14 protein-coding genes are annotated in these 13,373 nt (G+C 63.2%); 6 read left to right on the top strand and 8 right to left on the bottom strand.

Translation table 11 applies throughout. The features are described 5' to 3' along the window. Window positions 1-48: 48 nt before the first annotated feature. The gene (locus tag ILFOPFJJ_RS11260; RefSeq protein WP_173510638.1) at window positions 49-1,017 is read right to left on the bottom strand and encodes a zinc-dependent alcohol dehydrogenase family protein; all 969 of its coding nucleotides are present in this window, start codon (window positions 1,015-1,017) and stop codon (window positions 49-51) included. 14 nt (window positions 1,018-1,031) lie between these two features. On the opposite strand from ILFOPFJJ_RS11260, the gene ILFOPFJJ_RS11255 reads away from it, so the two are divergent. Then, window positions 1,032-1,433 carry an acyl-CoA thioesterase gene (locus ILFOPFJJ_RS11255; RefSeq protein WP_173510637.1) on the top strand — a complete coding sequence of 134 codons (402 nt, stop codon included), beginning with the start codon at window positions 1,032-1,034 and terminating at the stop codon, window positions 1,431-1,433. On the opposite strand, the gene ILFOPFJJ_RS11250 is transcribed toward ILFOPFJJ_RS11255, so the two are convergent. Genes ILFOPFJJ_RS11250 through ILFOPFJJ_RS11230 form a run of 5 tightly spaced genes read right to left on the bottom strand, consistent with a single transcriptional unit; the run spans window position 1,421 to window position 5,977 of the window. Next, entirely contained in the window at window positions 1,421-2,614 is a 1,194-nt protein-coding gene (locus tag ILFOPFJJ_RS11250) for a thiolase family protein (RefSeq protein ID WP_173510636.1), read from the bottom strand. The genes ILFOPFJJ_RS11255 and ILFOPFJJ_RS11250 overlap by 13 nt on opposite strands. Then, a complete protein-coding gene (locus tag ILFOPFJJ_RS11245) occupies window positions 2,598-4,097 on the bottom strand; it encodes a class I adenylate-forming enzyme family protein (RefSeq protein WP_173510635.1) in 1,500 nt (499 codons plus the stop codon). Before ILFOPFJJ_RS11245 ends, ILFOPFJJ_RS11250 begins: the two co-directional genes overlap by 17 nt. Window positions 4,098-4,101: 4 nt before the next feature. Beyond that, window positions 4,102-4,665, bottom strand: a complete 564-nt coding sequence (locus ILFOPFJJ_RS11240) for a biotin transporter BioY (RefSeq protein ID WP_173510634.1) — start codon at window positions 4,663-4,665, stop codon at window positions 4,102-4,104. A 32-nt stretch (window positions 4,666-4,697) separates the two neighbouring features. Further along, window positions 4,698-5,303, bottom strand: coding sequence for a CbiQ family ECF transporter T component (locus ILFOPFJJ_RS11235; protein ID WP_173510633.1), 606 nt, complete (start codon window positions 5,301-5,303; stop codon window positions 4,698-4,700). Beyond that, window positions 5,297-5,977 carry an energy-coupling factor ABC transporter ATP-binding protein gene (locus ILFOPFJJ_RS11230; protein ID WP_173510632.1) on the bottom strand — a complete coding sequence of 227 codons (681 nt, stop codon included), beginning with the start codon at window positions 5,975-5,977 and terminating at the stop codon, window positions 5,297-5,299. Before ILFOPFJJ_RS11230 ends, ILFOPFJJ_RS11235 begins: the two co-directional genes overlap by 7 nt. A gap of 120 nt (window positions 5,978-6,097) precedes the next feature. On the opposite strand from ILFOPFJJ_RS11230, the gene ILFOPFJJ_RS11225 reads away from it, so the two are divergent. The 3 genes from ILFOPFJJ_RS11225 (at window position 6,098) to ILFOPFJJ_RS11215 (ending at window position 9,444) form a co-directional block, all read left to right on the top strand. Continuing rightward, window positions 6,098-7,297 (top strand): winged helix-turn-helix domain-containing protein, encoded by a 1,200-nt coding sequence (locus tag ILFOPFJJ_RS11225; protein ID WP_173510631.1) that lies wholly within the window; start codon window positions 6,098-6,100, stop codon window positions 7,295-7,297. Between the two features lie 178 nt (window positions 7,298-7,475). Further along, window positions 7,476-8,891, top strand: a complete 1,416-nt coding sequence (gene tldD, locus ILFOPFJJ_RS11220; RefSeq protein WP_173510630.1) for a metalloprotease TldD — start codon at window positions 7,476-7,478, stop codon at window positions 8,889-8,891. 49 nt (window positions 8,892-8,940) lie between these two features. Further along, window positions 8,941-9,444: a GNAT family N-acetyltransferase gene (locus ILFOPFJJ_RS11215; protein ID WP_173510629.1), complete on the top strand. Its 504-nt coding sequence runs from the start codon at window positions 8,941-8,943 to the stop codon at window positions 9,442-9,444. A gap of 144 nt (window positions 9,445-9,588) precedes the next feature. Here ILFOPFJJ_RS11215 and ILFOPFJJ_RS11210 read toward each other — a convergent pair whose 3' ends face one another. Next, window positions 9,589-10,839: a D-alanyl-D-alanine carboxypeptidase family protein gene (locus ILFOPFJJ_RS11210; protein WP_173510628.1), complete on the bottom strand. Its 1,251-nt coding sequence runs from the start codon at window positions 10,837-10,839 to the stop codon at window positions 9,589-9,591. Window positions 10,840-11,046: 207 nt separating this feature from the next. On the opposite strand from ILFOPFJJ_RS11210, the gene ILFOPFJJ_RS11205 reads away from it, so the two are divergent. Next, the gene (locus ILFOPFJJ_RS11205; RefSeq protein WP_173510627.1) at window positions 11,047-12,102 is read left to right on the top strand and encodes a polysaccharide deacetylase family protein; all 1,056 of its coding nucleotides are present in this window, start codon (window positions 11,047-11,049) and stop codon (window positions 12,100-12,102) included. A 12-nt stretch (window positions 12,103-12,114) separates the two neighbouring features. Here the strand turns inward: ILFOPFJJ_RS11205 and pdxH are convergent, their stop codons facing one another. Beyond that, window positions 12,115-12,735: a pyridoxamine 5'-phosphate oxidase gene (pdxH, locus tag ILFOPFJJ_RS11200; protein WP_173510626.1), complete on the bottom strand. Its 621-nt coding sequence runs from the start codon at window positions 12,733-12,735 to the stop codon at window positions 12,115-12,117. Window positions 12,736-12,876: 141 nt separating this feature from the next. On the opposite strand from pdxH, the gene ILFOPFJJ_RS11195 reads away from it, so the two are divergent. Continuing rightward, window positions 12,877-13,329, top strand: a complete 453-nt coding sequence (locus tag ILFOPFJJ_RS11195) for an RT0821/Lpp0805 family surface protein (RefSeq protein WP_173510625.1) — start codon at window positions 12,877-12,879, stop codon at window positions 13,327-13,329. Window positions 13,330-13,373 lie beyond the last annotated feature (44 nt).

Below are 13,373 nucleotides of genomic sequence, written 5' to 3'. Positions count from 1 at the left end.
GCGCGAACTGCCCGAGGTCCATGGTGCGGATCGTGAAAGTGCCGATTTTCAACAACGCGGATCCAGCAGGATCTTGCCGGCGCGGAGCGGGTTGGCTTGGTGCGCCAGTGCTTCGGCGAGACGGCTCAGGGGATAGGTGGCGGCGATCGGGCTCGCAAATAACCCGTCGCGCAAGCCCGCAAAGCTTCGCGCAAAGGCAGCTTCGAGCGCATCGCGGCCGGCCGAATGCACCCAGGTTCTAAGCCACAGGAAGGCGAAACGGACGTCGGGGCGGCCACTGATCGCCGCTTGCGGCACTGGCACGCCGCTTAGAGCACCGTACTGCAGGAAGATCCCACCGGATTGGACGGAACGCGTGATCAGTTCGCCCGCCAAGGTCCCGCCGACGGCATCGAGCACGGCGTCAAAAGCGAGCCGCGGCGGAAGGCTGTTGCCGTCTGCGACAACGATCCGGTGCGCATCGCCGAGGCGGCTCACGCTCTTTTCGCTTCGGACGATGGCGGTCGTCGTCATGTCTTCGAGAGCGAGCAGACGCAGCAGCATTCCGCCAATCGCGGAGCCCGCCGCGGTGACGCCGACGCTGCGGCCCTTGAGAGAGCCGAAATGTTCACGCAACTGTTCGACGAGCCTTACTGCCGTCAGCGGGTTGACGTAGCTCGTGGCAGCCTGTGCGTCGTCGATGTCGTCCGGCACGGAAAAGCACCATTCGGCCGGGCGGACGAGAAACTGCTGCCACAGGCCGCTTGCGCCGATGGGGATGACCCGATTTCCAGGTTGCGGGCCTTGTACGCCCGCTCCGACGCGGCTGATTACTCCGACGCCCTCGAAACCGGGAACGAAGGGCAGGACCGTGCGTGCGCTGTAGGCGCCGGTCACGGGGATCAGGTCCGAGGGGTTGATGGCCGAAAGCGAGACGGCGATCTCGACTTCCCCGGTTCCCGGCATGGCACGATCGACATCTACGAGCGCGATGACTTGTCCGGGATCGCCAAACTGTCTAACCAAGGAAGAACGCATCGTGAGGGCCTCGCATGGACGGCACGCAACGGGAAAATGTTACGGAAATCCGCATTCCGTTTCGCGATATAGACATGCACGGCCATATGCACAATGCGGCTTATTACGCGCATGCCGAAGCCGCCTTGTCCGGCCTCTGGCGCCATCGGCCGACCGTCAGGAACGAGCCCGCCTATCTCGTGCGCCGATCGGCCTGCCTCTTTCATCGTGGCCTGCGCTATGACGAACCCGCCCGTTTCATCGTCAACGTCTCGAAGATCGGCGGGAGTTCGGTGAGTTTTGCGGTACGTGTGGAGGCTGGCGGCCAGCTCGTCGCCGAGGTCGAGATCGTCTGGGTGGCGGTCGATCCCGCCCGCCATGCGCCGGTGCCGCTGCCTGCCGCCACACGCGAATGGCTGACCGGCTATCTCCTCTGATCCAGCCGAAGGCTGCGGAAGTGAGCAACGACGCCCATGCCGCCGCCGACGCCCATCATTGCCAGGCCCTCGGTTTCGGATGGGGCCGCAAGCATCTGCGAAAGCAGCCGGACGATGAGGATCGCCCCGGACGCGCCGTAGGGATGTCCGAGCGCGATCGCGCCGCCGTCGCGATTGATGCGGGCCGGTGCGATATCGAGCTGGTCGAGACTTCCCAGAACCTGTGAGGCGAAAGCCTCGTTGAATTCGATGAAGTCGATGTCATCGAGGTCGAGCGCCGGGTTGCGCGCACGAAGTTTCGCCATGGCCGGGACGGGACCGAGCCCGAGCAGGCCAGGATGCACGCCCGCCGCCGCCGCGTCGACGAATTCCAGGGCAAAGGGAACCCCAAGCCGGCGTGCCTCGGCGAGGTTCGTCAGCAGTACCATGGCAGCTCCGTCATTGATCGGGCATGCATTGCCGGCGGTCACGGTGCCGTCCTTGACGAAAACCGGCTTCAGCCGGGCAAGCGTCTCGGCCGCCGCGGTTGCCCGGGGGCATTCATCGCTCGAGACGAGACCCGACGGCGTCGACACCGGCACGATCTCGCGCTGGAACCTGCCGGCCGTCGCGGCCGCAACGGCGCGCCGGTGGCTTTCCAGTGCGAACTGGTCTTGCCTTTCGCGGGAGATGCCGCAGGCGGTGGCGACGTTCTCGGCGGCAACACCCATATCCGGGTCGCCGATGGAATCGGGCGCCATCCGTGCGCGCTTCACCGGCTGCAGTTCGTCGTCGCGTACAAGCGGCGGGCGAAGGCGGATGTGGGCGCGGCTGGCGCTTTCGCTGCCGCCGGCAAGATAGTACCGTCCTGCGCCGGCCTGAATTTGCCGCGCCGCGAGTGTAACGGCTTCCAGCCCCGAGCCGCATTGCCGGTCGACCGTCACGCCAGGAATGGCGACGGGCAGACCGGCTTCGAGCGCGGCAAGTCGCGCGAGGTTGCCGGCGCTGTTGGCGGCATTGCCGATGAGCACGTCGTCTATTTCATCGCCGTCGATGCCCGTGTCCGCGATGATCCGGGCAATCAGCGGCGCTGCAAGCATGGCCGGTTCAATCTTGGCCAGACTGCCGTTCACGCGGCCGATCGGCGTGCGCAGGGCGGCGATGATGACGGGTATGCGTGCCGGATCAGACGAGGCGTTCAAGGGCACCGTTCCCCTCCGCGATCCATTGCCGGAGCTCCTTGGTGGCAATCTTGCCGGAGGCCGTCATCGGCATGTCACGGCAGAGCCAGATCTTGCGCGGATGCTTGTAGCGCGGCAGAGCGGCATCAAGATGGCGCTGCAGCGACCCATGGTCGAATGCATCTCCGCGCGGCTGGATGACCGCCGCGACCTCGGCGCCAAGGTCGGGGTGATCGAGACCCAGGACGGAGACGGCGCGGACTTCGCTGGCGGCCGTGATCGCGGCCTCGACCTCGGACGGATAAATGTTGTTACCACCGGAAAGCACCATGCCGCCGGCGCGGCCGATGAGATGCAGCGTGCCGTCGGGATCAAGGAAACCGAGATCGCCGACCGTTGCGAGATTGCCGTTCCGGGAAAAGCCCGCGCCGTCGCCGCCGACAATATAGCCATCGGAGATGAGCGCGCTCTCGACGGAGATCGTACCGATCTCTCCCGCGGGAAGATCGTTTCCTGCCTCATCGAGGATCGCGAGACGAACGCCGGGGAACGCCTTGCCGACCGCAGTCGGGACGAGACTGTCTGACGCATCGGCGACGCTGATGAAGCCCAGTTCGGAAGCGCCGTAATATTCGATCACCCGTGCCGCGGGAAAGGCAAGGCTCGCCGCCTTCCGGTCCGCAGGCGTGAGCTTGGCTCCGGCAACGGTGATCGCCTCGACGGAGGGCAGGGTGGTGCCCTCGGCCTGTTCGCAGAGCCGTCGCAACATTGTCGGCACCAGCACGAGCCGCTTGACCTTCCCGGCCGCGATGGTCGCCATTGCCTGCCGTGGGTCGAAATGCCAGGCCCCGACGAATTCCGCGCCTGCCTTCAGGGTTTCCGCAAGCGCGTAAAGCGTCAGTCCATGCGCGGGCGGACCGGGCGCATAGGTCGTCGTCTCCGCTCCGATGCCAAAAAAGTATTGTCCTGTTTCGAGACTGAGACGCCAGGAGCGGCGATCGCGGATAATCGCCTTCGGCTCTCCCGTCGTGCCGGACGTGAAAACGATGAGGAAGGGTTCGCCTTCTTTGCCAACAGGAATGGGGCGGAAGCCCTCGGCCGCGGTCTCGAAGAGTGCGGTTTCGCCAGTCGTCGGCCGTTCGAGCCGCAGCGCATCGCCCACCGTATGAATGACGATGTCGGGCCGCAATTGCTCTATCATCCGCCGGCGCGTCGCCGTTGGCAGATGCGGATCGATGAGCGCGGCGCAATTGCCGCCTGCGGTCGCGGCGATGAAGGCAGCCGGAAAGAGCGGGTGGTTGCCGCTTTGGATTGCGATCAGTCGCGCCCGGTCTGACAGAATACTGCCACCCGCCTTGGCGGCCATCCATTGTTCGATCACCCCGAGAATGCTGGTTGCGTCGGCGGCAAGTTGTCCGAAAGTGAAAATCCGGCCTTCGATGCGGAAGGCCGGGCCGTGCGGGCGGCTCACCGCGTGACACATGATTGCTTCGGCGAGCGGCATCGCTTCAGGCGCGGGCCGGCAGCAGCGGATAGCCGGCGTAGACTGCGCGTGCGGCGAGCGTGGCGATCGCGGCTTTCAGCAAATCGCCCGGGATGAAGACGAGCGAGCCAGTCGCCGCGGTAAGGAGCGGCGTTCCGGAGACGGCAGACAGCCACGGCACGCCGATCGCGTAGAGGACGACAATGCCGCCGACGACCGAAGCCAGGAAGAACCCGACGAACTGGCGGATTTCCCGCTGGCCTTCATGAACGAAGCGTTCGGCGACGAGGCCGGTGACAAACGCCGCGACCGCCCAGCCGAGGATGAAGCCGCCAGAGGGGCCGGCCAGAACCGCCAGGCCGCCGCGCCCGCCGGAAAGCACCGGCAGGCCAATGGCGACGAGGAGGACGAACAGCAGGAAAGCGAGCGCACCGCGTTTTGCGCCGATGATGCAGCCGGCAAGCATCACGCCCATCGATTGCGCCGTGATTGGAACAGGGATGAAGCCGAGCGTGATCGGCGGAATGAGGCCGAGTACGACAACGATCGCGGCAAAGAGCGCGATGAGGACGAGATCTCTGGTGTTCATACGGTCTTACCCTTTTATTAGAAAGCGCGAATTCATTGCCGGCGAAATCCGCGAGCGTCAATGGCTGCGGCAATCGTATCCGCATCTTTGAGCGTCAGGATGATGAGCGGTCCGATAATCGTCAGTGGCCGTATCGGCAGCCCGCGCGCGCGATGCGCCTCGCGGATTGCCTCGTATCGGGCGAAGATATCCGGAACGAAACGCAGTACGAGGCCGAGCGCAAGGCTGACGTCGGCAGCACGCAGTAGGCCGAGGCGCTCGAACGGCTTCAGGAGGAAAGTGATCTCGTCCATAAAGGCGCCGATTGTCGTCGTCGCGGTAACCGTGGCGGCGAAAAGCACGAGCGCCATCAGCCGCAGCAGCAGCGCGGCGACCTCGGGGACGGGAAGAAGAAAAAGGTTGATAGCGGCCAGGACGAGTATGGTGAAGAAGACGAAACCGACGCGCGCGAGCGCCTGGCGGAACGTCAGGCCGAGCGAGAAGTAGAGCCACCCGCAGAGCAGGAAGGCGGGCGCAAGCAGATAGAGCGATTGCGTCGCGAAGAGCGCGAGGCTGAGAACCAGAAGAGCGAGAAGCTTCGCCCGCACCGGCAGGCGGTGAAACCAGCTTCTGCCCTCCACATAGAGGCTCGTCAGCATCCCGCCACCTCGTGATAGCGCTTGATCGTTTCGGCGGGCGGACCGTCGGCAAACAGCCGTCCCTCGTGGAAGAGCAACAATCTCTCGACGCCTTCAACGAGCTCGAGGTCATGGGTGATGACGATCGTGTCCTCGTCGAGTGCATCGATCGTGTTGGCGACCATACGGCGGTTGCGGAGGTCGAGTTGGTTGGTCGGTTCGTCGAGGATCAGTATCTTCGGACCGGTGACGACGACGCTGGCCATGGCGACGAGCTGCGTTTCCCCGCCCGAAAGCTCATGTACACGGCGTCTCGCAAGGTGCGTCACTCCGAAGCGCGTCAGCGCCGCCTCGGTCCGCGCGGCGATCTCCTGTGCAGGCAGGCCGCGATTCTTCAGCCCGAATGCAATATCGTCCGAGACGATCGGCATGATCAACTGGTGCTGCGGGTTTTGGAAGATGAAGCCTGCCTCGGCGAGGACGGCCCTGTCGTCCTTGACCGTATCGAGCCCGTTCACCGTCACGCGGCCTTTGCTCGGCTTAACGAGCCCGTTGATCAGCCGCGCAAAGGTGGTCTTGCCGGAGCCGTTGAGGCCGATAATGCCGATACGTCGTTCGTCAAGGGCGAGTGCCAGAGGATGAAGCGCGACCCGTTCGCCGAAGCTGACCGAGCAATCGGTAAAGCGAATGTCCAAGCCTTGTCCCTCGCAGTTTGCGTGGTGGCTCTATAGGGCAAGTCGATCGGGAAGGGCAATGCAGCCGGCCATTCGCACAACTGTATTTGAATAATGGGAATAAAAGCCTACTCTCCTGCCATGACGATTCGCCTTTCCAATCGCGATGCGCGGCGCATCTTCCTCGCGAAACAGGGCCTCACCGCCGCGCCGCATCGCGCCCTCGGCAAGGACGGCCTGCTGAAACTCATCAGTGACCTCGGCTTCGTCCAGGTCGACAGCATTGCAACGGTCGAGCGGGCCCATCACCAGATTCTCTTTTCGCGCAACCAGACCTACCGCCGCGAACATCTGACCGAGTTGCTGGAGAAGGATCGGGAGCTTTTCGAACACTGGACGCATGATGCCTCGATCATTCCGAGCACCTTCTTCGTCTACTGGAAACATCGCTTCAAGTGGGAGAGCGAAACGCTACGCGAGCGCTGGCGCAAATGGCGGGGCGAAGGGTTCGACGACGGCTGCGACGAGACCTACGAACGGATCGTCAACAACGGTGCGGTGATGGCCCGCGATCTCAAGGCGGACGGCCACGAATCCGGCGGCTGGTGGAACTGGCACCCGTCGAAGACGGCGCTCGAGGTGCTCTGGCGCCAAGGCAAGCTGGCGATTGCCCGGCGGGAGAACTTCCAGAAAGTTTACGACCTCACGGAACGCGTCATTCCCCCGCATCACTATGAGGGGGAGGTGAGCCACGAGGAATTCGTCGACTGGGCTTGCCGCAGCGCTCTCGACCGGCTGGGCTTCGCGACCCATGGAGAAATCGCCGCCTTCTGGGACCTGGTGTCGCCGGATGAGGCGAAAGCATGGGTTGCCGCACATCGGGACGAGCTTTGCGACGTTCTGGTCGAATCCGCCAACGGTGGTAAGCCGCGCCCGTCCTATGGCTTTTCCGGCTTCCCCGACGGCTTCGGCGACATGGCCGAGCCGCCGGCGCGCATCCGCGTCCTTAGCCCGTTCGATCCCTTGCTGCGTGATCGCAATCGAACGGAGCGACTTTTCGGCTTCTTTTATCGGATCGAGGTTTTTGTGCCGGAGGCGAAGCGTGAATACGGCTACTACGTCTTTCCGTTGATTGAAGGCGATCGGCTGATCGGCCGCATCGATATGAAAGCAGACCGAAAGCTTGGACGACTGGATGTCCGCCGCCTCTGGCTGGAGCCGGGCGTCAAGGCCTCGTCCGGCCGCATGGAAAAGCTTGCTGCCGAGCTCGACCGCATCGCCCGCTTTACCGGCGTCGAAGAGGTCAAGCTTCTCGACGGCTGGAATGCTTCCGTTTCCTGAAAATTTCCTTGGCTTGCGGCCCCGTGCTTCCTAAATGGAAGGCATACAGCGCCGCGCGTCTTCTCAGACGCGCAAAGGACGCTGTAGCACTTTGAATTGCTGCATGTTTTTATCCTTAAATCGGCTACGATTTAAGGAAACATGCAGTGGGACCTTGAACCAGCGGGAGCGGACGACCATGAACACCGATCTGATAAGCCTCTTCGATGCGGACGAGGCGACGGTCCGTAAGGTTCTGTCCGAGACGCTTGCTGGCGCCGACGACGGCGAGCTCTTTCTCGAGCATGCGCAAGCCGAGGTCCTTTCCTTCGACAATGGCCGCCTCAAGGGTGGCAGCTTCAACACCGACCAGGGCTTCGGCCTGCGCGCTGTGGCGGGCGAATCGGTCGGCTACGCGCACGCCGGAGAACTGTCGCTTGCCGCCCTGCGCAGGGCCGCCGACGCCGTCGGTCAGGTGACGCGCGGCTATGCCGGTTCCTATGCCGCAGCCCCCCAGCGGACCAACAAGAAGCTCTACGGCGACGAGAACCCGATCGGCGAACCGACCTTCGAGGCCAAGGTTGCCTTGCTGCAGGAGGTCGACGCCTATCTGCGCGCCAGGGATCCCAAGGTGCGGCAGGTGACCGCCTCGATCTCCGCCAGCTGGCAGGTGGTCGATATCCTGCGTTCCGACGGCCACCGAGTCCACGACGTGAGACCGATGACCCGCATCAACATCTCGGTCGTCGTCGGTGATGGCGACCGGCAGGAAACCGGATCGTTCGGCATCGGTGGACGGCGCGGGTTCGGCAACTTCGTCACGGAAGAGAACTGGAAGCGCGGCGCCGACGAAGCGCTGCGGCAGGCGCTCGTCAACCTCGAAGCCATCGATGCTCCGGCGGGCACGATGGACGTCGTGCTCGCCTCCGGCTGGCCCGGCGTGATGCTGCATGAAGCGGTCGGTCACGGGCTCGAGGGCGATTTCAATCGCAAGAAGACGTCCGCCTTCGCAGGCCTCCTCGGCGAGCAGGTGGCGGCCAAAGGGGTCACCGTTGTCGATGACGGCACAATCGAGGCGCGGCGGGGCTCGATCTCGGTCGACGATGAGGGCACTCCGTCAGGCTACAACGTCCTGATCGAGGACGGCAAATTGGTCGGGTACATGCAGGACCGGCAGAATGCACGGCTGATGGGCATGAAGCCCACCGGAAATGGCCGCCGGCAGGGCTACGCGCATATCCCGATGCCCCGCATGACCAACACGTACATGCTTTCCGGAGATCGCACGCCCGACGAGATCATCGCTTCGGTCAAGAGGGGCATCTACGCCGTCTCCTTTGGCGGCGGCCAGGTGGACATCACCTCCGGCAAGTTCGTGTTCGGCTGCACCGAAGCCTATCTGATCGAGAACGGCAAGGTCGGTGCGCCCGTCAAGGGGGCGATGCTGATCGGCAATGGACCGGACGCGATGAAGCGGGTGACGATGGTCGGCAACGACAGCAAGCTCGATACCGGCATCGGCAACTGCGGCAAGGCCGGCCAGTGGGTGCCGGTCGGTGTTGGCCAACCGCATCTCAGAATGGATCAGATCACCGTCGGCGGTACGCAGGCATAAGGCCCACGGCCGACTGAGCGGAGCCGAGGTCCGTGGAGGAAAGGGTGCCATGACGGGAGAGGTGGAAATCCGGCGCTTTGCAGCGGCGGACGAGGAGGGCGTCATCGACGTCATTTTGCCGATCCAGCGCGAGGAATTCGGCATTGCCATCACCATCGACGATCAACCGGATCTTCGCTCGATCGCCGACTTCTATCAAAGCGGGAACGGAGATTTCTGGGTTGCCACCATCGACGACCGGGTCGTTGGTACCCTTGGTCTCAAGGATATCGGCGGATCTCAAGCAGCGCTCCGTAAGATGTTCGTCGCTCCCGATTTTCGTGGCCGCGATCACGGCGTGGCAGCGCGGCTGCTCGAGAGACTGTTTGCCCATGCCGAGCACCGGAGAATCGCGGCCGTCTTTCTCGGCACGACCGACAAGTTCCTTGCCGCGCATCGTTTCTACGAGAAGAACGGGTTTGCCGAGATCAGCAAGGATGACCTGCCAATTGGCTTTCCGGTCATGGGTGTCGACACCAAATTCTATGTTCGACGGCTTGCGCCCGCCGCGTAGCTTGCGCGCGGGAAAATCTCCTTGCTGCATGTTTCCTTGAATCGTAATCGATTGGCCAAAGGAAAAACATGCCGCAAATTCAAAGCGCTACAGCGTTCTTTGTGCGGCTGATAAGACGCGCGCTGTAGAAGCTCGCGGGACAAACTAACCCCGGTCGGGAAGCAGCGTGCAATCGTAGGATCGCTTCTTGAGAATCGTGCAGGCCGAAGTGGCCGCCTCGCGGCTGGCGAAGCCGATAAAGCGCGCGCGATAGCGCCTGGCGTTGCCGTCGCCCGACACTTCCGTATGAGGCGAGGCGCCGAGCAGCGCCGCGCCGCCGGCCGACTGTGCTTCGACCAGGATCTTCCTGGCGCCTTCCGCGGTTGTGGCCGTGGAAATCTGAATCTGCCAATATCCGCTGGCGCTTGGTGTTGCTGCACCGCCATCGACGGCAGTGGGACGATCGGACGGCATCGCCGTTTCGGTGGATGCCGCAACGATCGGCGCGGGGGCGGTTTCGTGCGTTCGCAGCGTATCGGCGTAGGACAGCCGGACACCGGGCAACCCCGCTATGTCGAAGATGCCGCGCGAAGTGGTAGCGGAGACCAAACGGCCGCCAGTGGATCCCGTCCTGCCCAAATGCTGATCGAGCAGGGAAGCCATCTTGTCGTCACGGCCTCTAGCCGACCGCCCGCCGAGCACCACGCCGACGATGCGGCGATTGCCATCTCTTACGGCACTTACGATGTTGTAGCCCGACGCATTGGTGTAGCCGGTCTTGATCCCGTCCATGCCCGAGTAGCGATACATCAGATTGTTGTGGCCGCGGATTGTGCGGCCGCGAAAGGTGAACCCCTGGGCGGCGAACATTCGATACTCCCCCGGGAAATCTCTCATCAGTGCGATGGCGAGCCGCGCCATGTCGCGCGCTGTCGTGACCTGCTCGCGTGCCGGCAGACCGGAGGCGTTGACGAAATACGTGCGGGTCATGCCCAGGCGACGCGCTTTTGCGTTCATCATCTGCGCAAAGCCGGCCTCCGACCCGCCGAGGGCTTCGGCGACCGCCGCGGCCGCATCGTTGGCCGAGCGGACGATCATGCCGTTGACGGCCTCCTGAACGGTGATCGTGTCGCCGGCCCTGACGCCGAGCTTCGTCGGCGGTTTGCGCGCGGCCGTTGGCGACATCACCAACCTCGTGTTCCAGCCGATCTGACCCCGATGCAACGCCTCGAAGGTTAAATAGAGCGTCATCATCTTCGTCAGCGACGCGGGATGGTTGAGCGTGTCGGCATTCTCGGCAGCAAGAATCCTGCCTGTCCGCGCGTCAAGAACGAGGGACGCGCTACCCGCCACCGCTTGCGCGGTGCTGAGCACAAAAGCGGCGACCGCCGCCAGGGCAAATCGGAAGCTCTTCATCGGATCCCCCCTCACCAAAAGCACGATCGTTAGCAATGTTGTTCCGCTTTGTGACAGGGTAGCGGCTTTGTTGCAACATCGAGGCCGATAATCGCTGTCCAAAACCGGAAATTGTCGGCCGTAAATCCGGGCGCAGGCTAACCGGATTCAGCAAGGTTTAACCGGCCGCCATTAGTTTCCCGTCGCAGGGCAGGGTGACGAAACCGGATGAAGCAGGGCATCGCGCGGGTGGTGAGAAACCGAGTGAGGCGCGTCGCGATCGGCGGCGGGCTCGAGATCGCGCAACTCATCGCGCGCTCGGGGTTGATGAACGGGGCGCGCGGATACGGCGCGATCTTCACCCTGCATCACGTTCGCCCCAAGCTTCAGCGAGCCTTCGATCCCAACGCCCACCTGGAAATTACGCCGACGTTTCTAGAGGAAGCGATCCTTGCACTGAAGCGCGACGGTTATCGCTTCGTCGCGTTGGAAGATCTGCCGGGATGCCTGGCTCTTCACGATGCGCGACCTGTCGCCTGCTTCACGCTTGATGACGGCTATCGCAACAATCTCGACTACGCGCTGCCGGTTTTCGAGCAGCACGGCGTGCCGTTCACCGTCTTCGTCACAGGCGGCTATGTCGATCGCACCCACACGCTCTGGTGGGAAACGCTTGCCGACATGCTTTCGGCCGTAAGTGACTTCCGCTTTGACTTCGGCTCCGGCATGGAGATCATGAGGGCCGCAAGCACTGCCGAAAAGCAGGCCGTCTTCGACCGAGTCGCCACCTACGTTCGGGGCCGCGACGAGGCAGATTCCATTGGCAGACTGAATGCGCTGGCGCGGGTTCAGGGCATTGATCCGCTTGCGATTACCGCGCGCCTGACGCTCGATGCGACGGGGCTGCGTTCATTGCTTGAAAGCCCCCTCGCAAGCCTCGGCGCACATACGATCAGTCATCGTGCACTCGCGCGCCTGAGCGACGCCGAGGCGCAGCGCGAGATGTCGGAATCTGCCGCACGCGTCGAGGCCATCGCCGGCCGCTGGCCGGGAACCTTTGCCTATCCCTATGGGGACGGACCCGCGGTTTCGGAGCGCGACCACCGCCTGGCCGAGCGGCTCGGCTTCACAGTGGCGGTGACGACGCGACCCGCCACCCTTTCGGCCGACGCCGTTTCAAACCCTTACGCCCTGCCAAGAATCTCGCTCAACGGCCATTTTCAGAATGCCCGCCACGTTTCGACGCTTGCTTCCGGCGTCCCGTTCCGGTTGATGGCGCGATAGCCTGCAGGCTGATCAGGGATACATCCGAACCTTTGCCCAGCCACCCTCCGGCTTCTGGCGACGGAACTCCACGCGGTCATGCAGCCGGAACGGCCGGTCGTGCCAGAATTCGATCGAAGTGGGAAGAATGCGGAAACCGGACCAGTATTCCGGGCGGGGAATCTCGCCGATGGCGTGGCGCGCCGTGTATTCGGCGACCGCCTTTTCCAAAGCGAAGCGGCTTTCAAGCGGACGCGATTGCTTGGAAGCCCAGGCACCGATGCGGCTGCCGCGCGGGCGGCTCTTGAAATATTCGTCCGCTTCGTCGTCGGAGACGATTTCGACCGGACCGCGGATTCGCACCTGCCGGCGTAGCGATTTCCAGTGGAAGCACATGGCGGCTTTTCGCGACGCGAGAATTTCACGGCCTTTCTGACTTTCGAAATTCGTGTAGAACACAAAGCCGCGTTCATCGAATCCCTTGAGCAGCACCATGCGCACATTGGGCAGCCCATCCGGATCAACGGTCGCAAGCGCCACGGCGTTCGGGTCGTTGATCTCGTTCTCTTCGGCGTCCTTCAACCATGTGCCGAAAAGGGAAAAGGGCTCATTCGCTTCGGTGAAGTCACCGGTTATTAACTCATTCGCGGTCATAATGCCTTCCAATGCCGTGATATCTGGCGGGGGAACGCTTCGGGATGAGCCCGATCGGTGTTTCCGCATCGAAAAATGTCAGAGCCTGCCTGTGGACTTCCTCGGAAAACGTGCAGCTCTAGCGAGTCTGACAGGATTGCCGTGCAAGACATAGCAAAGTGGATCGATGGCAAGAAGGGTTTTTCCTTCGCATTGCTGCGCAGCGGAGTGTTCTGCCTGGCAATTCTCGCTCTGCCGGGGTGCATGGGCGCGGGTCTCGATCTTTTTGGCGGCCCAAGCGTCGACCGGGTGTCGACGGGAACCGTACCGGTCGCGAAGACCTCGGACGGCCTCTCCGACGCACTCGCAGTGCGCAACGCCGTTTCCTCCGCCGATATCAGCCAAGGTGGCGACAACCCGATCCCGTGGGCAAACGCGAGGTCCGGCAGTGCAGGCGTCATCAGTGCCATCCAGGAAGACCGTGCAAGCGGCATGCTCTGCCGGCGCTTCACGACGACACGCCACTCCTATGAAGGCATAGCCAAGTTCGACGGCAGCGCCTGCCAGCTCGGCAACGGCGAATGGTACCTGACGAGTTTCGGCCCGCGGGGCTGAAAATCCTCGATTAACCACGTTGCTTCAAAGCCGCGGAAAAACAA

This window comes from Sinorhizobium psoraleae (assembly GCF_013283645.1).
In the GTDB taxonomy this organism is placed as follows: domain Bacteria; phylum Pseudomonadota; class Alphaproteobacteria; order Rhizobiales; family Rhizobiaceae; genus Sinorhizobium; species Sinorhizobium psoraleae.
Note: the sequence above shows the minus strand (reverse complement) of the source record. Positions and strands in the feature narration are given on the sequence as shown.